General features: G+C 27.9%; 18 protein-coding genes. 10 read left to right on the plus strand and 8 right to left on the minus strand.

Annotated elements, in window-relative coordinates:
* Nucleotides 1-63 precede the first annotated feature (63 nt).
* Both larC and queC read left to right on the plus strand, forming a co-directional pair.
* The gene (gene larC / locus MBORA_RS02910; protein ID WP_063720208.1) at nt 64-1,233 is read left to right on the plus strand and encodes a nickel pincer cofactor biosynthesis protein LarC; all 1,170 of its coding nucleotides are present in this window, start codon (nt 64-66) and stop codon (nt 1,231-1,233) included.
* Nucleotides 1,230-1,904: a 7-cyano-7-deazaguanine synthase QueC gene (queC, locus tag MBORA_RS02915; RefSeq protein ID WP_042691475.1), complete on the plus strand. Its 675-nt coding sequence runs from the start codon at nt 1,230-1,232 to the stop codon at nt 1,902-1,904. Before larC ends, queC begins: the two co-directional genes overlap by 4 nt.
* 221 nt (nt 1,905-2,125) lie before the next feature.
* On the opposite strand, the gene MBORA_RS02920 is transcribed toward queC, so the two are convergent.
* The 5 genes from MBORA_RS02920 to MBORA_RS02940 all read right to left on the minus strand — a co-directional run bounded on the left by MBORA_RS02920 (nt 2,126) and on the right by MBORA_RS02940 (nt 7,856).
* Nucleotides 2,126-2,452, minus strand: coding sequence for a hypothetical protein (locus MBORA_RS02920; protein ID WP_042691477.1), 327 nt, complete (start codon nt 2,450-2,452; stop codon nt 2,126-2,128).
* Nucleotides 2,431-3,090 carry a hypothetical protein gene (locus tag MBORA_RS02925; protein ID WP_042691480.1) on the minus strand — a complete coding sequence of 220 codons (660 nt, stop codon included), beginning with the start codon at nt 3,088-3,090 and terminating at the stop codon, nt 2,431-2,433. The genes MBORA_RS02920 and MBORA_RS02925 overlap by 22 nt, the downstream gene beginning before the upstream one ends.
* Nucleotides 3,091-3,809: 719 nt before the next feature.
* The gene (locus tag MBORA_RS02930; RefSeq protein WP_042691483.1) at nt 3,810-4,802 is read right to left on the minus strand and encodes an oxidoreductase; all 993 of its coding nucleotides are present in this window, start codon (nt 4,800-4,802) and stop codon (nt 3,810-3,812) included.
* A gap of 123 nt (nt 4,803-4,925) precedes the next feature.
* Nucleotides 4,926-6,638, minus strand: coding sequence for a sodium-extruding oxaloacetate decarboxylase subunit alpha (oadA, locus tag MBORA_RS02935; protein ID WP_042691485.1), 1,713 nt, complete (start codon nt 6,636-6,638; stop codon nt 4,926-4,928).
* A gap of 123 nt (nt 6,639-6,761) precedes the next feature.
* Entirely contained in the window at nt 6,762-7,856 is a 1,095-nt protein-coding gene (locus tag MBORA_RS02940) for an inositol-3-phosphate synthase (protein ID WP_042691488.1), read from the minus strand.
* Between the two features lie 104 nt (nt 7,857-7,960).
* Between MBORA_RS02940 and MBORA_RS02945 the strand changes: the two genes are divergently transcribed.
* The 4 genes from MBORA_RS02945 to MBORA_RS02960 all read left to right on the plus strand — a co-directional run bounded on the left by MBORA_RS02945 (nt 7,961) and on the right by MBORA_RS02960 (nt 13,066).
* On the plus strand, nt 7,961-8,368 hold the full coding sequence (locus MBORA_RS02945; RefSeq protein ID WP_042691491.1) for a hypothetical protein: 408 nt from the start codon (nt 7,961-7,963) through the stop codon (nt 8,366-8,368).
* Between the two features lie 259 nt (nt 8,369-8,627).
* Nucleotides 8,628-9,470 carry a UbiA family prenyltransferase gene (locus tag MBORA_RS02950; protein WP_042691494.1) on the plus strand — a complete coding sequence of 281 codons (843 nt, stop codon included), beginning with the start codon at nt 8,628-8,630 and terminating at the stop codon, nt 9,468-9,470.
* Between the two features lie 10 nt (nt 9,471-9,480).
* A complete protein-coding gene (locus MBORA_RS02955) occupies nt 9,481-11,049 on the plus strand; it encodes a glycosyltransferase family 39 protein (protein ID WP_063720209.1) in 1,569 nt (522 codons plus the stop codon).
* Nucleotides 11,050-11,533: 484 nt separating this feature from the next.
* Nucleotides 11,534-13,066, plus strand: a complete 1,533-nt coding sequence (locus MBORA_RS02960) for a hypothetical protein (RefSeq protein WP_042691497.1) — start codon at nt 11,534-11,536, stop codon at nt 13,064-13,066.
* A 92-nt stretch (nt 13,067-13,158) separates the two neighbouring features.
* On the opposite strand, the gene MBORA_RS02965 is transcribed toward MBORA_RS02960, so the two are convergent.
* Entirely contained in the window at nt 13,159-14,211 is a 1,053-nt protein-coding gene (locus tag MBORA_RS02965; protein ID WP_042691500.1) for an N-acetylneuraminate synthase family protein, read from the minus strand.
* Between the two features lie 9 nt (nt 14,212-14,220).
* Nucleotides 14,221-15,894, minus strand: a complete 1,674-nt coding sequence (locus tag MBORA_RS02970) for a cytidylyltransferase domain-containing protein (RefSeq protein ID WP_042691502.1) — start codon at nt 15,892-15,894, stop codon at nt 14,221-14,223.
* 89 nt (nt 15,895-15,983) lie between these two features.
* Here MBORA_RS02970 and hypD point away from each other — a divergent pair, with 89 nt between their 5' ends.
* From hypD to MBORA_RS02985, 3 genes are read left to right on the plus strand one after another with little or no spacing between them, the layout of a single operon-like run.
* Nucleotides 15,984-17,030: a hydrogenase formation protein HypD gene (gene hypD, locus MBORA_RS02975; protein ID WP_042691505.1), complete on the plus strand. Its 1,047-nt coding sequence runs from the start codon at nt 15,984-15,986 to the stop codon at nt 17,028-17,030.
* Between the two features lie 10 nt (nt 17,031-17,040).
* Nucleotides 17,041-17,742 carry a phosphoglycolate phosphatase gene (locus MBORA_RS02980; protein WP_042691508.1) on the plus strand — a complete coding sequence of 234 codons (702 nt, stop codon included), beginning with the start codon at nt 17,041-17,043 and terminating at the stop codon, nt 17,740-17,742.
* An 11-nt stretch (nt 17,743-17,753) separates the two neighbouring features.
* Nucleotides 17,754-19,058 (plus strand): TldD/PmbA family protein, encoded by a 1,305-nt coding sequence (locus MBORA_RS02985; RefSeq protein ID WP_042691511.1) that lies wholly within the window; start codon nt 17,754-17,756, stop codon nt 19,056-19,058.
* 1,178 nt (nt 19,059-20,236) lie between these two features.
* Here MBORA_RS02985 and MBORA_RS02990 read toward each other — a convergent pair.
* Nucleotides 20,237-20,626, minus strand: coding sequence for a winged helix-turn-helix transcriptional regulator (locus MBORA_RS02990; RefSeq protein ID WP_042691514.1), 390 nt, complete (start codon nt 20,624-20,626; stop codon nt 20,237-20,239).
* 170 nt (nt 20,627-20,796) lie between these two features.
* Between MBORA_RS02990 and MBORA_RS02995 the strand changes: the two genes are divergently transcribed.
* A complete protein-coding gene (locus tag MBORA_RS02995) occupies nt 20,797-21,087 on the plus strand; it encodes a hypothetical protein (RefSeq protein ID WP_042691517.1) in 291 nt (96 codons plus the stop codon).
* The last annotated feature ends 1 nt before the right edge of the window (nt 21,088 follow it).

Genomic DNA, 21,088 nt, shown 5'->3' on the forward strand with positions numbered 1-21,088 from the left:
AAAATATTTTAATAAATAAAAAAACAATTATTAATATTATAAAGATAAAAATGGAGCAATATTATGACCGTCATTATCGACCCACAATCAAGTGGGATAGCTGGAAACATGATAATTGGTGCATTAGTAGATTTAGGTGCCGATGCAAATAAGTTAAAAGAAATCATGGAAAGTTCAGCTATTGAATTTGGAAAAATTGAAGTAACATTTGACAGAGTATGTAAACATGGAATAAACTCAACTTACTGCCATGTAGAAATGATTGAAAACAAAAAAGCTCCTAATTACCCGGATTTTATAGCAAAAATAAAAAATTTAGATTTGGATAAAAAAATTATAGACACATCAATTAATGTTTTTAAAAGAATTGGTGAAGCAGAATCCAAAGTCCATGGCTGTGCATTAAAAGACTTACATTTTCATGAAGTTGGAGCAAGTGATGCAGTTGCAGATGTTATTGGATCCATTTATGCATATTATAGCTTAGGTCTTGATAAGGAAGAAATAATCGGCCTACCAATAGCCGTTGGAGGAGGAAATATTAAAACTGCTCATGGAATCATCCCTATTCCTGCACCAGCCGTTGTTGAAATCTTAAAAGGAATTAACTGTGTTGGTGGACCTGTAAAAAGTGAATTAGCTACACCAACAGGTTCTGCAATTTATGCTGAAATTTGTACTGAAATTAAAGAATTTTTACCTCAAACAAAAATAGAAAAAGTAGGATATGGAGCCGGTAAAAAAGATTTTGACCATCCTAATATTTTAAGAATCTTAAAAACTACAAATACTCCAAAACAAGATAAAGTTGACGTTATTGAAACAAACATTGATCATTTGACCGGCGAAGAAATTGGTTATTTATTTGAAAATCTTTTAGATAATGGAGCATCTGATGTGTCAATCACACCAATAATCATGAAAAAGAACAGACAAGGAAGCCTTTTAAAAGTAATAGCTAATAAAAAATATAGAAACGATATTGTTGATGCTATTTTTAAAGAAACTGGAAGTTTAGGTATCAGGATAACTCCCAATATTCATAGAGGATTAGCTAAAAGAGAATTTATTAAAAAAACTGTTGAAATAGCCGGCAAAGAATATGATGTAACTTTTAAAATAGGTTACATTAACGGAGAAATAATTTCCAACAGACCAGAATATGAAGATTTGAAAAAAATAGCTATTGACAGCGGCATTGCATTGCACAAGATAAAAGAGATGATTAAATGAAAAAGGCCATCTCAGTGTTATCTGGTGGACTTGACTGTGTGGTAGCTACATGTGTTTATGCAAAAGATTATGATGTTCATGCAATAACCTTTAATTATGGTCAAAAAAATTTTGAACAAGAATTAAAAGCTTCAAAAGAAATTTGTGAAAAAATGGGTTTTGAACATACTGTAATTGACCTGCCATGGCTTTGTGAAATTAGTAATTCAAGTTTAAATACAGATGATGAAGTTCCAAAATTAAGTGATGATGAACTAGACAATGAAAAAATATGCCAAAAAAGCGCTAGTAGTGTATGGGTTCCAGCTAGAAACATGGTTTTTACTTCAATTGCAACATCCTTTGCAGAAAGTTTAGGTGCTGAAATAATAATCGTGGGATGGGACAAAGAAGAAGCACATACATTTCCAGACAATTCAGAAGACTTTTTAAATACATTTAATGAATTAATATCTGTTGGATCACCTGATGAAATCGAAATTAAAGCTCCAGTTATAGATTTAGATAAAGATGAAATTGTAAAGTTAGGTCATGAGATTTCAGCGCCGATTGAATTAAGTTATTCTTGTTATAGTGGTGGAAATAAACACTGTGGCATTTGTGAAAGTTGTGTTAGAAGAAAAAGAGCTTTCATAAAAGCTGGAATTAAAGATTTAACTGAGTATGAATAAATATGCTATCTTAAATAAAAAAAAAATCTATAATAAAAGACCATATTTCAAATTGTACAAATTTAAATGAAAAAATAATAAAAGATGAGTTCATATCCCATCCTCAAATTTGTAAAAAATTAAAGATAATCTCATTTTTAAGTGAGATTCTACGAATTTGTTTATATTTATAATCGCCTTTAAATCTAAGAGAAAATAAATTTTCTTAAGCAATATATGATTTATTTAATTTTCTTATAAAATATTCTTGTTAATACTATTGACACTGTTAGAACGAATAATCGTGTGGTATTGCCTCCGTATTGATAATGTCCCGTGAATATTGTGAAAATACAGCCAAAAAGCAATAATAATCCTAAAAAGAATAAAATACTTGCAGTAATAGCTAATATATTTCTTAAGGTATACTTTTTTTCAGGAGGATTAACTTCTGCAGATACATTATTTGATTTTAAGTTTGCGCTTTCAACTGATTGGTCTAAACCATTTATATATGGGCGTAAATCTGTTAAAAATAAATTTAAGGTTAAAATCCATCCGTTAACCATGTCTTCTGGAGTGACAATATCACGATTATATCATGAAAAGTAAAACACCTAGCTAAATATTGAGCACATAAACTAAAGTTAATATCCGCTTTAAAATATAATGAATGTTCGATTGAAAGATATGAAAAATAATCATCATATATCCTTTTATGAATTATTTTAGCAGTTTCATCTAATTTCAAGTCCCTTAAATTTCTAAAAAAATCTTTTGTTAAAATAGAAACATTAGAATATTCATTAAAATTTTTAGGATTTAAAGTTAGTCTTGCTACAAAATCTGAAAAAATTACAGATTCTATTTCAAAAGGATTTAAATTACGACCAAAAGTACATACGCAACTAAAAACAATTACAGAATAAACAGCAGCAAAAGAATTAAAACTTAGCATTAATGAAGAAACCCAATACTTTAAAGATTCTAAACCTTTTGCATTCTGAATCCATTCCACATTTCTTTTATTTGCATCAACAACTTGATACATATCATAATCAACAATTTTTGAAATAAAAATATACCTTTCATTTGTTCTAAAACTTAAAATAAGATCCCTAAGTTCCAACACGCCCCGAACATGTGAAAACTCACTAAGACCATCATAACCTTTTTGAAATTCTTCATCTACATCCATTTTAAACATAAAATAAACCTCCAATATAAAATATTATTACCAAAATCTCAACTTTTTAACAAATTTAGAAAGCCCTGTTAAACTACGTTTAGCATATTTATACGCTGCACTTTTCTTCATAGATTTATAAAAATGTGATGATTTAAATGAGTTTTTGACTTTATTTAATTCACCTTTAAAACATTTATAAATTTTTGAAGATTTAACTGTCTTTTTAAAATAATGCCAACCCTTTTTAAAAGATTTATAAACTTTTAAAGATTTAATTTTAGATACAGAATATTTACTAATATCTTTAACAACTTTATTAAAATTCTTAGATTTATCAATTACTTATTATTTTTAGATATTTACATAAAACACTACTTGATTTATATGCAACTCCAACACCACTAACCGCAAAAAGAACATTAATACCTAATCCAACCAACATAGACTGATTAATAATATTATTATATTAAAACCATAAACAAAAACTTATATAATAAAAGGTTATACTCCAAAATATATAAATTTAAAGGAAAAAACAAATAAAAAAATGAGTTCATATCTCACCATATATCAAAAAAGATTATTCTTTAACAGAGACCTTAAAGAGAGAAAACAGGAATTTATTAATCAATATTCATTAAATGGATAGTGAAAAGATAAACTTGAAGAAACTATGAAAAAATTTGAATAATATCTCCAAAACTCCACACTTATTTAAAGCATTGAAAATGTATATCCTAGTATTTAAAACAAGTGCTTGTTTTTTTACTATAACAATTATTACAGCTTTGACAAATTGAAACACCACCACCATTTTCTCTCCACTCAGAAAGAAAATCATGCTGAGCAGTAAATGGTTTAGACATTGATATGAATTCAACCTTAGAATTATTCAATATGTTATTTATTGTTTCACTATCCCTAAGTGTTCCGCCTAATATTACAGGAATATCAATTTCACCAATCAAATTATCTACATAATCTAAGAAAGGATGTGATTCACTATCAGCAAAAGATATAGTACGTGCAGTTATTTGTATACTATCAGCACCATATTTTTCAAGTAATTTAGCTATTTTAACACTTTCTTCATAAGTCATTCCACCTTTTCTTGCATCTGATGGATTGATTTTACAACTAATATGTAAATCTAAATTGTCTTTAATAATTTTAATAATTTCTAATACAATTCTTAAACGATTAAAAGTATTTCCACCATAATTATCTTTTCTTTGATTAAAGTAAGGATTTATAAATCTTGCAAGATAAAAATTATTTCCTAAGTTTAGCTGAATACCATCAAAACCAGCAAATGAAAATTTTTTAGCAGCCATAAATACATCTGCTTGTAAACGCTTAATTCCTTCCAAACTAATATCATTTGCTTCTACTTTTTGATTTATCCCATCATTATAATAGAAAAATGCTAATTGAGCTAAAATAGGTACTTTAAAATAATGGACCAAATTAGTTAACTCTTTATATTCCTTAATGAAAGCTTTGTAGTTTAATTTAGCTGAATAATTTGAAAATCTATCTTTAGAATCAAGTACAAACATTTCAGAAATAATTAATCCAACACCACTTTTTGCAATGCTTTCATATCTATTATAAACTTCATAAGAAAGAAATCCACTTTTTGAATTTTCTGTTTCCCAAATTCCTGTTCTGATTACACGATTATTAAGTTTAAAATCCCCAAAACTACATTCATCAAATATATCTTTCATAAAATTCAAGCCCCATATATTTAATATAACTAGTTTTTACAAAATTTTTTATATAAAATTTTGCATTGGTTATTAAAAAATATAGGTTTAATGAATTATAAAAAAAATAGTAAAAATGGTTAATCATTCGATAACCATTAAAATATCTCCAGCATTAACTGCATCGCCTGGTTCTACAAAGATTTCTTTTACAACACCATTAACTTCAGATTGGATGTCGTTTTCCATCTTCATAGCTTCAACAACAGCTATTGTGGATCCTTTAGTAATTTTGTCCCCAACATTGACTGTAAGTTTAATTACCATGCCTTGCATTGAAGAGTAAATTCCACCTTCTATTGGAGTGAATGGCCCTTTTTCTGTTTCTTCAACCTCCATAAATCCAGTAGGCATGATTTTAACTTCAAAAACATCACCATCAATTTCAACATTATATTGAGTTGGAATTCCAATTTGATCATTTTGAGCAGTATGTGTAACTGCTTTAAGTTCTTCTTCTGTAGCTTCGCCTTTAAGGAATTTCGGAGCAATAGATGGATATAATGCATATGTCAATACATCTTCATCTGATTTGACAAATCCTTTTTCTTCACCTTCTTGTTTAAATTTATCAAATTCAGGTTCTAGTAAATCTGCAGGTCTACAATCAATAATCTTTTCATCACCAATTATCTTTTTAGCTACTTTAGGATTTACTGGTGCAGGAGGCCTCCCATACATTCCTTTCATATATTCTTTAACTTCATTTGAAACAGTTTTATACCTTTCTCCACCTAAAACATTCATAACAGACTGAATACCAACAATTTGACTTGTAGGAGTTACAAGAGGAGGGTAACCCATGTCTTTTCTTACACGAGGCATTTCATCCAATACATCTTTATACCTATCAAGAGCATTTTGTTCCTTAAGTTGAGAAATTAAGTTTGAAAGCATTCCACCGGGAATTTGATACAATAACACATCAGTATCAATACTCTCAGCAATCGGATCAAGAATTCCCAAATATTTTTCCTTAATGCCATTAAAATAACTTTTAATAACATTTAAAGCATTTAAATCAATATCTGGATCATAAGAAGTTCCTTGTAAAGCTGCAACCATACTTTCGGTTGGAGGTTGGCTTGTTCCCCATGCCAGAGGAGAAATGGCTGTATCTAAAATATCTACACCTGCTTGACAAGCTGCATAATAGCTAATTGGAGTCATTCCACTAGTACAATGACAATGTAAATCAACAAGCAAATCAGTTTCTTCCTTTAATTTAGAAACTAATTCATAAGCTGCAGTTGGTGTTATTAAACCTGCCATATCTTTAATAGCAACAGAATCACAATCAAGAGCTTCAAGATTTTTTGCTAAATCAACAAAGTCATCTAAACTATGAGCTGGACTTATAGTATAACTTATAGTTCCTTGAACATGAGCGCCTTGATCTTTAGCTACTTTAATTGATTTTTCCATGTTTCTAATATCATTTAAAGCATCAAAGACTCTAAAAATATCTACACCATTTTCGTATGATTTTTCTACGAATTTTGTAACAATATCATCAGGATAATGTTTGTAACCTACTAGATTTTGTCCTCTTAAAAGCATTTGAATTGGAGTTTTTTTGAATTCAGATTTTAGATTTCTTAATCTTTCCCAAGGATCTTCATTCAGATATCTAATACAAGTATCAAAAGTAGCTCCGCCCCATGCTTCAACAGAAAAGTAACCTATTTTATCCATTTCTTCTGCAATAGGAATCATATCTCTAGTTCGCATTCTTGTTGCAATTAAAGATTGGTGAGCATCCCGAAGTGCTGTTTCAGTAAATCTTACTTTATCCATTTAATTAACACCCCTTAATAATTTATTTATAATTAATTATAATGAAAATATTTCGACATTTATATATGTTATTTAACATTTAAATAATTTTGTTAAAATAGAAAAGAAAAAAAGATAATAAAATTATCTTTCTAATTCGCCAGAAATAAATTTATTAACATTATGATAAGCTTCATCATCAGTAAACTGAATCGGCGGGTGTTTCATAGTATATGAAGAAATGGAAGTTAGTTGTCCACCAATATTTCTTTCTAAACCGAGCTTACAACATCTTATTGCATCAATTACGCATCCTGCTGAATTTGGAGAATCCTCTACACTTAATCTAAGTTCAATATTCATTGGAACATCTCCAAATGTACGGCCTTCCATTCTAAGGAAACACAATTTATTATCATTTTGCCATGGAACATAATCACTAGGTCCAATATGAATATCTCTCTCATCCATTCTTTCAGCAACAACAGCTTGAACAGCTTCGGTTTTAGATTCTTTTTTAGAGTCTAATCTATCTCTATTAAGCATGTTTAAGAAATCAGTGTTACCACCAGTGTTTATTTGATAGGTTCTATCTAATTTAACTCCCCTATCTTTAAACAAATTAGCTAGTGTTCTATGAGTGATAGTAGCACCAATTTGAGCTTTAATATCATCACCAACCATTGGAATTCCTTTTTCTCTAAATTTAGCATCCCATTCATCATCACTTACAATAAATACTGGCATGCAATTTACATAAGCGATTCCTGCATCAAGAGCGCATTGTGCATAAAACCTTGCTGCTTTTTCAGAACCTACAGGCAAGTAGTTAACTAATATTTCAGCACCACTTTCTTTTAAAACCTCCACAATATCCACAGGTTCATCATCACTTACAATAAAAGTATAATCATCATCATAATTAGACATGTGTTCTGCAACACCATCTAGAACATGTCCCATACTTACTTTCACATCATATTTTGGAATTTCTTCTTGGAAAATTGTAGTACAATTAGGTTTAGCAAATATTGCTTCATCTATGCTTTTTCCTACTTTCCTTGTATCAATGTCAAAAGCTGCAACAACCTCAATGTCACTAGGCAAATATCCTCCAATATCCCAGTGCATAAGCCCTATTGCCTCTTCTGGTTTTTTACCATCGTAATAGTGTATTCCTTGAATAAGAGAACTAGCACAATTACCAATTCCGACTATTGCAATTTTAATTTTGTTCAAATATAACACCAGCTATAATATAATAATAATTTTAAATAAATAATACTAATATATAAGTATTAGGTACTATACTTTATAAAATTATTGTTTAAGAGAATATAAAAATGGAAAAATTATTATTTATAGCATTTTATTACAACCATGATAATGAAATTGCTTCAAAAAGACTACAAGGAATTGCAAAATATCTTTCAAAATATAATTGGCAACCAATTGTTACTGTTCCAAAAACATCAAATCCAACTGTAAGATCAGATAATGTTAAGATTGTTGAAACTGATTATGAAGGCATGATTTCTAAATTTATACCAAAATCTAAAAGTAAAGAAAGTAAATCAGAATCTACCTCTCAAAATTTAGCTGGTGAATTTTTTGCATATCCTGATGAGATGAAATATTGCTGTAAACCTGAAATAAAAGAAGCATCAAATATTATTGAAAATGAAAATATTTCAGGCATGATTTCATCATCTTTTCCAGTGCCCCCGCTCATAGAACAGCTCATGATTTAAAAGAAAAATATAATATCAACTCAATTATTGATATTAATGGAAAAATAAGCCATAGTTAAGGTTCACTTAAAGATTTAATTGAAAAAACTAATGTTGCTTATCATGTATCTGATGTTGAAAACGCTAAAAAAGCTATTTATGATTACTATACAAAATATATAAACAATGAATTAAAATATTGTGGAAATGAATTTGCAGAAAGAATATTCTATGGAAAACACTGCAAAAAGTTTTGCTAAATTATTTTAGAGGAAATACAATGAATCCATATATTGAAATATTGAGACCTGGTAATGCACTAATGAGTGCAGTAGCCATTATTTTAGTTGCAATTATTGACAAAACAATTAGCATGCCTGTAATATTAACTATACTTACAGTTTTCTTTGAAACTTCAGCAGGAAATGTTATTAATGATTATTTTGATTATGAAATTGATTTAGTAAATAAACCCCAAAGAGCAATCCCTTCAGGAAAGATTTCACTTAAAGGAGGCCGAAATTACGGTTATCTTTTATTTATATTAGCGACAATATGCGGTTTTTTAATTAGTTATTTAACAAATAACTGGATTCCATTTATAATCGTTTTAATGTCTGATGTGATTCTTTATTTATATGCATTTAAATTAAAATCAACTCCATTAATTGGTAATTTTGTTGTTGGTTTTATGACGGGTTTTGGATTTGTATTTGGAGGATTTACATTAAATAATCCAAGCATAATACAAACTTCTATTTACTTAGGATTTTTTGCATTTGTAATGACAGCTGCACGTGAAATCATAAAAGATATTGAAGATATTGAAGGAGACAAATCAGAAGGAGCTAAAACTCTACCAATATTAATAGGTACAAAAATCCCCTCAGTATTAGCTTTTATATTAATAATAATTGACTGTGCACTATGTCCATTACTTTATTATATTCATGTATTTGGAATATACTATTTACTAGTCATAACTATTGGTATAACCCTATTTGTATACTCAGGACTTATTATTATAAAAAATCAAGATAAAAATACTGCACATAATGCTTCAAAATATTTAAAAATTGGAATGTTAATTACATTTGTAGCATTTGTGTGTGGATCTTTTTAGAGGTGTTTAAGTGTTTGATTTAAATAAAAAAGATAAATATATTTTATTTACGATATTAGTATTTAGTACAATATTAACAGGTTATTATATTACATTTAATCAAAATATTGGAATATATTGTTCTGATGTTTTTGTTTATCTTTTAAATGCATTATATTTTACTGGAACTAATATTAATTCATCTAAAACAATATTTTTATCTCCGGTGATCTGTTTTTTAACAGCCATACTTATAGAACTAGGAATCAAAGGTGCACTATCTATTTATATTGTTACAGGATTATTTGCTATATCAGGAAATATTGGATTTTATATACTTCTTAGAACTAGATTTAATGAAATTTTAAGCTTAACTGGAACTATTTTATATGCAACATTTGCACTTAATTTAACATGGCTTGCAAATGGCAGCATTGATATTCCATCAGTTGCAATTACAATTTGGATTATTTATATTGCAATATTAACTATAACAAAAAAGCCCAAATACTATCAACTATTAATGCCATTAATAGTTATTGGAATCTTTACAAGATACATTGTTATTTTAATACTTCCAGTTTTATTATTGTATTATATATATAACAAAGGAATTAAAATCGAAAAAGAAGATTTAAAATACATTATTAAAGGAATTATACTTGCAATAATAATTGCTGCTATAATAATTATTCCCGTATGGGTAATGGGAAATGGATACTTCGGAGTTAACGAACAGATAGCTGGGGGAATTTCTGGTAAACAAGGTTCATCAATTGATCAAGCATATAATACGGATGTGGGTTATTATTTTTTTAACTTTTTAAATTTCATATCTTCATCAAATACAGTATTTATAAATAGCACCCCTACTCTTGAAAGTCCTACAGTCTTATCAATTATTGTGATTTTATTAATAATAGCAGGAGCAATTTTATGGATTAAAAAAGAAAAGTTAAAATTAAATAAAGAAAAAATAATTCCATTAACCTTAATTTTAATAGCTATACTGACTTATACAAGAATCAGTTCATTTATTACAATAATTTTAGTATTTATAATCTTATTTTTACTTGGAAAGGATAGTGAAAATAAGACAGGATTTACAATGCTTAGTTGGATCTTAGTATATTTCATTTACCTCAGTTATTTCTCAATTAAAGTTAATAGATATATTATTCCAACAATACCTCCATTTATCTATTTATTAATGAGTAGTCTGGAGTTAATTCATGAAAAAATAAAAATCAACAATAAAATAATCCCAATTTGTTTAATTATACTTTTTATAATCCAAGGATTTGCGTTTACTATGACTTTTGAAGATACAAATAAATTTATAGCTCCTGATGAGATGTCTAAATATATTATAAACGAAATTCCTGATTATAAAAATCACTTAATCGGAGTTTACAATATGAGACCATATCATTGGTTTATTGGAGGAAATGTTACTGGAATCGAAAGTGGAAATAGTGAAGCTATTGATTCGAGTGAAATTGATTATTATATTTCTAATACGAAATTAACAGATTTAAAAAACTTTAATGAAATAAAAAATATAGGTGAATTATACTTATATGAAAAAAAAGGTGTTTAAATGAATATATTGCATGCGATTCCTTTTTTACACCTTCATATCAAATAGAAAAAAACAAGGAAAAAACGGACATTGAAAAAAATAGAGGTTGTTCAACTAGGAATAAACCTTGATGAGTATATATAAATTAAATGAAAGTGGAAAATTCAAATCAAAGTATAACATCAACTGATGAGAAGTATAGTATTAACCAAAAATAATCATATTTGATAAAAGGATAAAAAAAATAATGCAGGTTTCTCATTTAAATATGATGAAACTGAATTAGCTAAAAATATCGAAATACTATTAAATGATCCAGAATTATGTAAAAGTTTTGGAAAAAAAAGGTAGGCAATTATTGAAAGCACTTACAATTGGGATAAATTAGAAAAACAAATTAATGAAATTCATAAATCATGTACTGATTCTGTTAGAAAGATATATAATCAAAAAAATTATATAAATAATATTAAGTAATATAAATACAATTAAAGAGGATAATATGAAAGTTGTTAGCTGTAAGAATTGTGGTGCAAAATACCAACTCGATGATAGTGATGATATAAATGCCTTCGAGTGTTCTTCATGCGCAGGTGATTTAGAATATGTTGATGATTATCCTAACCAATCAACTACATCAAATTCACAATTCGTTGATACTTATAGATATGATAATTCACAAATTGTTCAATGTGAAGATTGTGGATTAAAATATAAAATCAAAAGTAGTGACAATATTCTTGATTATGAATGTGATAGTTGTGGTGGATCTTTAAGATATCTAGATAATGAATTAAATAAAGAATTAGATAGATTTATTGAAGATAGGAAGAAATACATTCAAAAAAATGAAAATACTTCTCCTAATAATAATCCTGTTGAAACTCAGGAAAGGGAAAATCACTCCCACTCATTAAAATCATTTACAAATAAACTTGAAACCTTCTTTTCAGAAGATCATATGCAACAAATTGCATATGAAGATAAGCTTGAACAAGAATTAGATGAAGAAAATTTTAGTAAAACTGCTAGAACTACAATACCTATCGCAGTACTATCTAAATTTGGTCATGAATTCACTGTTCCGAAATCTAGTGATTACAATACTTTAAAAAACTTTCTTAAAGAAGAGTTTTTCAAAAGCATGGATAAATACTATCCAAATATTGAAAAAACACATTCAAAAAAAGGAATTGGAAATGTTATCAATAAAATAAGTATTAAAGAGCCTGAAACAGGAATTGTTTCATCAAAACATGAATCATCTGTTGAAAAAGAAGATTTTGATATTAAAAATATAAGTATAAATCAAATGATACTTGCAATTGGATCTATCATTTTTATTTTAAGTATAGCTGAAATATTAACTATTGATAGTGGAGCTGGAATTATTGCATTATTTATTGGAGTAATTCTCTTATGTTATGGGATTTATAGAACTAAAGATGTACAAGAAAGCGAAGAGAGAACAAGGATATTAAGAGAACGTTTATTAACTCTTCCAAATGAATATTATGTATTTTATAATGTAAAAACACCAACAGCATCTAGTGGAATTAACCATTTAGTTGTAGGTCCAACTGGAATTTATGCACTTATTTCACAGAAATTAACCTCAAAAAATAAGTTAAATGCTGAAAATGAAAATTTAAAATTGATTAATTCGTATGAATCCGATAAATATTCACTTGAAGAAGTTCCAAATATGGAAAACAAAAAAAGATTCAGATACACAACTAAACAAGCTAAATTTTCACAAGATAACGATATTAAACAAAAGGCCTTGCTTTTAGGTGAAGATTTAATTAATTTCCTTAATGACAATAATATTAAAAATTGTTTTGTTGAACCCTTAATTGGTTTTATTAATAATGAAGTTGTTGTAATTAATATGCCTTTAACAGATGAAGACTTATTCATTGAGGAATTATTATACAAAATCCAAAATAGTACTATAAAATTAGATTCTGAAACAATTGATAAATGTGCAGTTTTAATAAACCAATACTCAGCCGATTGTTCTTCAGAAATTTAATTTCTTTTTATTTTTATAAAATGTTTAATTTTAAGGAAAAAATATATTTACATGTGCACAAATTTTACACCTACAACCATTAAAACACCAAATTAAGACAACATATCAAAATCAATTAACTCATCATAATGAATATCAACATTAGCAATTTTTCCAATTATATCATCAACACGAGAAGGAGATATTCCAGTTCCTGGCCTTTTAAATGCAATATTCTCTTTAGTAATTTGAGTTCCTTTTTTAATATCCATATTAGCTACAATTGAACGTCTAGCTTCTTTTCTTGCAGAATTTTCACAAATTAATGGTTGTTTAATTTTGTGACCTTTAAGTTTAGATAAAAATTCTAAATTCTTTTTAAATGTTTTTACATCCTCTGGATCCATTGCATGATAATGGTCATTTCCTTTAATAGATTTATCGAGAGTGAAATGTTTTTCTAGAATAACAGCCCCATAATTATAAGCAGTTATTAAAACAAACATGTTTTCATCAGGTTTTGTATGATCAGAATATCCTATTTCATAATCTGGAAAATTTTCTTCAAGGTTTTTAATCATTAAAAGATTTGCATCTTCATAATCTGTAGGGTAAGCTAAAACACAGTGCATAATTGCAATATCACCAGTAGAAACATCTTCAATAGCTTTAACAGCTTGTTTGATTTCATTTAAAGTAGATGCGCCTGTAGAAAGCAATATTGGCTTATTTTTAGCTGCAATATACTTAATAAATGGAATATTAGTTAAATCAGAAGAAGATATCTTATAAATATCCATAAATTCATCAAGATAATCAACAGACTCAAAATCAAAAGGAGTTGCTAAAAAAATTATACCAATTTCACGACAGTAATCTGCTAATTCTTTATATTCATCTCGACCAAATTTATCAAATTTTTTAAACAGATCAAATTGTGAAGTTGTAGATTCCTCAGATAAATCCCAATAAGATGAAGAACTCTTTGAAGCTATCGTTTCAGCTTTGTATGATTGAAATTTAACTGCGTCAATACCACAATCTTTAGCCTGTTTAATCATTATTTTTGCAGCATCTAAATCGGAAATATTTTCTTTTTTAGCTATATCATAAAAATTAACACCGATTTCACCTATTAAAAAGGGTTGTTTATTAAAGATATTCATAGTAAAAACCTACTTTAAATCATTTTTTAGTTCAAAATTTCTATACTCTTCTTTTAAAATTGAAACAATGTTTTCAAAACCATGCTTTAAATCAACACTAAGCATTCTCCTATTAAACTCCTCTCTAATCTCAAAATCTGCTGAAAGTGTATTGAATTTATCAATGATCTCTTGTCTACTTACATCAGAACCAAGACCCATGTTTATAAATCCATTATTTGTATTTCCAAAAATATGTTTTTTCTCTCTAAGGTTTTGACACAAACAGATTGTAGGAACGCCTATAGAACAAATTTCATACATTGTCCTACCTGCAGATGTAAATATAATATCTGCTTTAAACATGAACTCACTAATATTTGAAACACTTTGGTAAATCTGAACATAAGGATTCATTTCATGCTTTGAAATAATACCTTCAACATCACCATATCCTAATCCCAAAATAACATTAATTCTGCCTTCAAAACCACTTTCAAGAATTGCATCTAATACTTTATCGGTGAGATTATTAGGGTCTGTTCCTCCAAAAGTGATTAAAACATTATTAATTGTTTGAGTGATTATTTTATGAGGTTGAAAATAAAATTCATCTTTTAAAATATAGTATTTATGACTCGTGAAAATATTTTCCTTGCCTAATTCATGTTCATATAATGCATCAAAAACAACATTAGCTAACTCGGTTCCAGTTCCTAAATCTTCAAAATTACATACAAAATACCCATGATTTTGTAAACGAGCAATATATTTTCGAGAAGTATCTAAAATATCATTAATAACTATGTGAGGATTAAATTCATTTAAAAGATCAAATAATTCTTCTTGACCTTCATATGTTTTATATTGATAATTAGACCCATTAACAATATCTACACCTAATTGATGGTTTTCTCTTAAAAAAAACATCACATCGTGCTTTACTAATTTAGAAGCAATTGATAAACATCTGTAAACATGACCAGTTCCTATTACATCATAAGCATCTACAACAAGAGCTATTTTTTTCTTTCTTACATATGCGTCAGCTACCCACCAATCATCATAATTATCAATATCAACACTTTCTTCAGGAGTAACTTCAATTAAATCAATATTATTACCTAAACGAGAATCCTGAGTAACACAATGTCTCCTACTAGCTAAAATACTTCCAGTTTCACGATATAATTTAGGTAAAAATTGTCTATTAACTCTTTTTCTATAAAGTGGGAAATATCTTTGATTATCTTCATCATATCCCCAATTTAAATGCCTATCATCCATGACGGAAATTACATTATCAATATTAAAATCTTCAAATTTTTCAATAACCCTATCCAAAGTTTCTACTTTTAAAAATGGAGAAGTAGGTTGTATTGTAATTACAATATCATACTCATCAAATGCTTGTTTTTCCTTTTGAATCATAGCGTCATAAATAACTGGATCTAATGGAACTTCATCACTAGCTAATTCTGCTGAACGTCTAATAACACTAGCTCCAAATTTATCAGATATCAATGCAATTTCATCATCATCAGTAGTTACTACCACATCATCAACATATTTAGATGATTTAGCTACATCAATAGAATAAGAAATTAAAGGTTTATTATTAAGTAAACGAAGATTTTTACGAGGAATCCCTTTTGAGCCTCCACGAGCTGGAATAACAACTAGAATTTTATTATTATTAAACATGATTATACCTAAATTAATTATAATAAACTATAATAAAATATATGATTAAATATATTATATTAGTATATTATTAAATCTTCGGTGTTATAATGAAAAATATGTCAAAAGAACTTATAGAGAGAATAAATGATATTGCCACACCAGTTAAAATAATGCACGTGTGTGGTTCTCATGAACATACAATAATGGAAAATGGAATTAGGAGTTTACTTCCAGAAGAAGTAGAAATTGTTGCGGGTCCTGGATGTCCAGTTTGTGTTGTTCCATCTCGTGAAATCGATGAATGTTTAGAACTTATCGAAAAAGGAGTTACAATTACAACCTTTGGAGATATGTTAAGAGTACCTGGTTCTAATCAATCGCTTGCAGATGCTAAAGCTGAAGGTGGAGATGTTAGAGTTGTTTATGGAATTAACAAAGCTATTGAAATAGCTGAAAAAGAAGATAATGATGTAGTATTTATGGCTGCTGGATTTGAAACTACTGCTCCAACAACAGCTGCAGAAATATTATCTAAGCCACCTGAAAATTTTTCAGTGCTTTCCTGTCATAGGTTAATACCTCCTGCAATTGATTATTTAATAAATTCAGGTCAAACAAATTTAGATGCATTAATCCAACCAGGACATGTTTGTACAATTATTGGAACAAAACCATTAGAATACTTTTCAACAGACTTTGGAATTCCCCAAGCAGTAGCTGGATTTAACCCTTTAGACATATTAATGTCGGTATATATGATTTTAAGACAGATCCGCGATGAAACACCGAAAATAGACAACGAATACAATAGAGCTGTAAGAGAAGAAGGAAATGTTATTGCTCAAGAAATGATTGAGAAAGTATTTGAAGTTAGAAGTCGTGAATGGAGAGGATTTCCTAAAATACCAAATTCCATCTTAGAAATCAAAGATGAATTTAGTAAATACAATGCACGAAAAAAATATGATATTGAAGTAAAAGACGTTGAAAAAGCTCCTAAAGGATGTATTTGTGGACCAATTTTAAGAGGATTAGCTAGACCTAAAGATTGTAAGCTATTTAGAAATGACTGTAATCCTCTACACCCCATTGGTGCATGCATGGTTAGTAAAGAAGGGACTTGTAATATAGCACACAGATACTCAAAAATTTAAGTTGATAAATATGATAGAAGCAATAGCAGTAGATATTGATGGAACCATTACTGACAATGAAAGAAGAATCTGCATATCTGCAATTGAAGCATTAAGAAAAGCTGAAAATGCCAATATTCCTACAATAATAGTTACAGGAAATGTTGTAAATTATGCATATGCAACAGAAGTTCTTATTGGATGCAGTGGAGGATTAGTAGCTGAAAATGGAGGAGTTGTTTTCAAAGAAGGTGAAAACAACAATGCTGTTGAAACAATGATCCAAAGGGATTTCATTACCTCTGCTGAAAAACATTTAAAAGAAAAATTAGGTGAAAAATTTAGTAAGCATGCATCTCACGACAACATGTATAGGTTAACAGAAACTGTATTTTATAAAACAATAGATTTAAAAGAAATTAAAAAAGCATTAACAGATTTTAAATATATTGATGAACTTGAAATTTATGATAGTGGCTTTGCTTTACATATCACTGATAAAAGAATTAATAAAGGAAGTAGTCTTAGATATTTATGCGAAAGAAACAACATAAATATGAAAAATGTAATGGCTATTGGAGACAGCCAAAATGATGAAGACTTTCTAAAAGAAGCCGGAGTAAAAATAGCTGTTGGAAACGCTGAAGACAAATTAAAAAACATTAGTGATTATGTTTGTAAAAATCAATTTGGTGATGGTGTAGCCGAAGCAATTGAAAAATTTGCATTATAGATAGTGATAATATGATATATGAACTTTCTAAAAAAGCAGAAAATGAAGTTAGAAAAATTTGCGATGAATATGAAATATACATCAGCGAAGAAAAAAGTATAGAACTTGATTCAAGAAAAGATGAATTAAGCTTTGCAAAAGAAAATATTGAAAAAGGAATTGGAATACGAGTAATAAAAGACAATAAAATTGGTTTTGCATTTACTACAAATATGGAAAAAATAGCTGATACTGCAATGCAAGCATTAGAAAATACCAAATTAAATCAAGATGATGAATCTTATGAATTTTCAAGCATAAGCAAAGTTCCAACTATTAAAAAAACATATGACAAACAAATTAAGGATTTAAGTCTTGAAGAATATAGTGAATTTTTAAAAGACATTATAAATAAAAGTATTGAAAGTGGTTGTGAGGTTACTGGTGCTGGATTTTCAGCAGAAGAAATGAAAAGTTTAATTATAAACTCGAATGGTGTTTCCATTGAAAATGAAGGAACTGGATATGGAGTAGGATTATCTGTAACCATCCAAAAAGATGGAAAAATTGCAACAGCGTATAACTCAGAATCTTCAAGATTTTTCGATATAGATGGTGAAAAACTAGCTAATGAAGTTTGTAATTTATCTAAAAATTCATTGAATACAAAATCAATAGAAACTGACAATTATTCAGTGGTTTTAGACTATTATGCTGCAACTGGCCTTTTACAAACATTTATGAGTGCTTTTGATGGTGAAAATGTTATAAGGCAAAGATCTATTCTTCAAAACAAAATAGGTGAGGAAATTGTTAACCCATCACTTTCAATAATTGATAATCCTCTTTTAGAAAAAGGAATGAACACATGCAAATGTGACGGGGAAGGAACACCTTCTCAAAAAACAAAACTTGTTAAAGATGGTATTTTAAATTCATTTATATATGATATTTATACTGCAAACAAAGCAAATACTAAGAGTACATCTAACGGATATAGAAACTACCTAACAACACCAAAAATTTCACTATCAAACTTATGCCTAGAATTTAAAGAAATGACTGATATTTCAGAAATTGATAATGGAGTTCTAACTACTAGTGTTTTAGGAGCTCATACTGCTAATCCAATATCTGGAGATTTTTCCGTTGAAGCAAGTAATGCATTTAAAATAAAAAATGGAGAATTAATCGAACCAATTAATAAAGCTATGATTTCTGGAAATATTTTTGAATTAATGAAAACCTGTGAAGGTTTAAAATCAAAAATTAAACAATATGGACCCTATATTCTTCCAAAGTTATTAGTACATAATCTAAAAGTAGTAGGTCAATGATATAAAAAAATGAATAAAGAGACATTATCGAACAATTAAAATTGAAGAAATCGAATTCATACAAGATTTGATTTTGGACTATGGTTGAAAATAGCATTTGGCATAAATTACACCAGTATCACAAAGTTAATTTCACTTATGATTGGAAAACAGACTCATTTATCTACCCAATGGACAAACACTTCCATTATAAAAATGATAGGAAGTTAAATGGAGTTTTACATAGGGTATATTCAACAGACAAAATGTAAAAATTGTCCTGTGAAAGAAGAATTCACAAATAGTGGAGTTAGAGAAATTTTTGAACCTGCTAATGATTTAAGATGAAAAATAAAAGCAGATTATCAATCTCCTGAAGGAAAATTATATTATAAAAAAAGAGCAAATTTAAACGAAACACGCTTCGAATCACTTAGAAATGCACATAATTTCCAAAAAACTATAGATCGGATATGAAAAATGCAGAAAAAGAACTAAAAATTCATTCAATAACATATAACATGCAAAAAATACATGAAAAACTAAACATGACATTAATTTAAATAAAAAAGCAAATAATTAAAAACTAACTTTAAAATAAATGGTATTCACCAAAATTAATTATTTTTGAATTTTAATAGTACATTTTTTCAATTTTTGAGTTTTAAAAGAATATCAACAGTTTTTAATTAAAATTCCTGATAAAATAATTAATAATAGTATTACAAAATTAAATTTTGGCGAACACTCTAAAAAAAAACATAAAATAATTAACCAAGGATTTCGTTAAATTAAATCTATGAAAATTGCTCTGTTTCGCAAAAGAGTAATGAAGTGAAATTTCAAGTGTAAAAAAACTATATATGAATCCCACTAAACCCATCCAAAGACAATAATCCTTCGACCAAAAATCAATCAAAAAATCAAATTATTGGACAGTCACATAAATAAAAATATTCATTTTTTACTTTAGCAGAAGTACTACACTACAAAACAAAGAAACTAAACTCAAAAGATGTATTGTACAATATTTACAGAGCCATACAATTATTTTAGACAATGGTTTCTACAAGGTTGTTTTTTTATAATTTTCTTATTTTCAACCCTTATATATTGAAGGGAAAATGATTTTAAAAAAGATATCTTGGATAATGTGTTAATGTTTCAAATATTTCCTCTGAAAAACATTCGTTTCAAACCTATTCAATATTTAATTTATCCTTAAACATTTTTTTGATTTCATCTTTTGTTTCATCATCATAATAATTGTTGTAAACATCAGTATCTACAGTATACATTGCCAAATCATAAATAATGTTATTTAAAGCTAAGCCTTTGTCAGTTAATTTATAAACAATTGAAGAATCATCTGGATCAATGGTTTTTTCTATGATATTGTTTTCTTGCATTTCTTTAAGACAACGGGACAATACTTTATTTGTCAATTCAGGTTTATCTTCTTTAAATTCATTAAAATGGGATTTTCCAAAAAACATATCACGAACAATTTGAATAACCCATTTTTTAGTAATAATGTTTAATGACAATTCAACGGGACAAAATTTCACGGTTTCTTCGATGTTAGTCATGACTAATTATTTGGGGTTTATAATATATTAAATTGTTTATAGGTGTCAATTTTGTCACTTAGTGTCAAAGCTGAAACTTAGTGTCTTATTTGTTATTTAAAGTTTATATACTAGCTAAACAGTAATTTACTATATGCAATAATTGCATATAATTAAAAGGAGAAATTTAAATGAATGTAAAAGCATATTTAGAAGTAACTATGACAATTGATGTTGAAAATCGTCCACAAGCAGCTGAAGTCTATTCAACTTATAGACAACCTTTTCTTGATGAAATTGAAGGTGCACTTACAAAAGAATTGCTTATTAGAGATGAAGATGTTCAAGTTATTCACGGTTTCGATAGTGTTGAAAATGCAAATGCATATCTTGAAAGTGAATTGTTTACAAAAACCGTTGCTCCAAAACTTGAACCAACTTGGGCAGCAGATCCTGAAATTAAAATTTATGAAGTAGCTTAAA

Origin of the sequence: Methanobrevibacter oralis (genome assembly GCF_001639275.1) — an archaeon.
Classification (GTDB): domain Archaea; phylum Methanobacteriota; class Methanobacteria; order Methanobacteriales; family Methanobacteriaceae; genus Methanocatella; species Methanocatella oralis.

What these genes read in the sequence shown, in the direction of transcription:
- oadA (WP_042691485.1), bottom strand. Translation starts at nt 6,638, where the DNA reads ATGGATAAAGTAAGATTTACTGAAACAGCACTTCGGGATGCTCACCAA.
- MBORA_RS02945 (WP_042691491.1), top strand. Translation starts at nt 7,961, where the DNA reads ATGGAAAAATTATTATTTATAGCATTTTATTACAACCATGATAATGAA.
- hypD (WP_042691505.1), top strand. Translation starts at nt 15,984, where the DNA reads ATGAAAAATATGTCAAAAGAACTTATAGAGAGAATAAATGATATTGCC.
- MBORA_RS02995 (WP_042691517.1), top strand. Translation starts at nt 20,797, where the DNA reads ATGAATGTAAAAGCATATTTAGAAGTAACTATGACAATTGATGTTGAA.
- MBORA_RS02925 (WP_042691480.1), bottom strand. Translation starts at nt 3,090, where the DNA reads ATGTTTAAAATGGATGTAGATGAAGAATTTCAAAAAGGTTATGATGGT.
- MBORA_RS02960 (WP_042691497.1), top strand. Translation starts at nt 11,534, where the DNA reads ATGAAAGTTGTTAGCTGTAAGAATTGTGGTGCAAAATACCAACTCGAT.
- queC (WP_042691475.1), top strand. Translation starts at nt 1,230, where the DNA reads ATGAAAAAGGCCATCTCAGTGTTATCTGGTGGACTTGACTGTGTGGTA.
- MBORA_RS02950 (WP_042691494.1), top strand. Translation starts at nt 8,628, where the DNA reads ATGAATCCATATATTGAAATATTGAGACCTGGTAATGCACTAATGAGT.
- MBORA_RS02930 (WP_042691483.1), bottom strand. Translation starts at nt 4,802, where the DNA reads ATGAAAGATATATTTGATGAATGTAGTTTTGGGGATTTTAAACTTAAT.
- MBORA_RS02965 (WP_042691500.1), bottom strand. Translation starts at nt 14,211, where the DNA reads ATGAATATCTTTAATAAACAACCCTTTTTAATAGGTGAAATCGGTGTT.
- MBORA_RS02970 (WP_042691502.1), bottom strand. Translation starts at nt 15,894, where the DNA reads ATGTTTAATAATAATAAAATTCTAGTTGTTATTCCAGCTCGTGGAGGC.
- MBORA_RS02920 (WP_042691477.1), bottom strand. Translation starts at nt 2,452, where the DNA reads ATGGTTAACGGATGGATTTTAACCTTAAATTTATTTTTAACAGATTTA.
- MBORA_RS02980 (WP_042691508.1), top strand. Translation starts at nt 17,041, where the DNA reads ATGATAGAAGCAATAGCAGTAGATATTGATGGAACCATTACTGACAAT.
- MBORA_RS02990 (WP_042691514.1), bottom strand. Translation starts at nt 20,626, where the DNA reads ATGACTAACATCGAAGAAACCGTGAAATTTTGTCCCGTTGAATTGTCA.
- MBORA_RS02985 (WP_042691511.1), top strand. Translation starts at nt 17,754, where the DNA reads ATGATATATGAACTTTCTAAAAAAGCAGAAAATGAAGTTAGAAAAATT.
- larC (WP_063720208.1), top strand. Translation starts at nt 64, where the DNA reads ATGACCGTCATTATCGACCCACAATCAAGTGGGATAGCTGGAAACATG.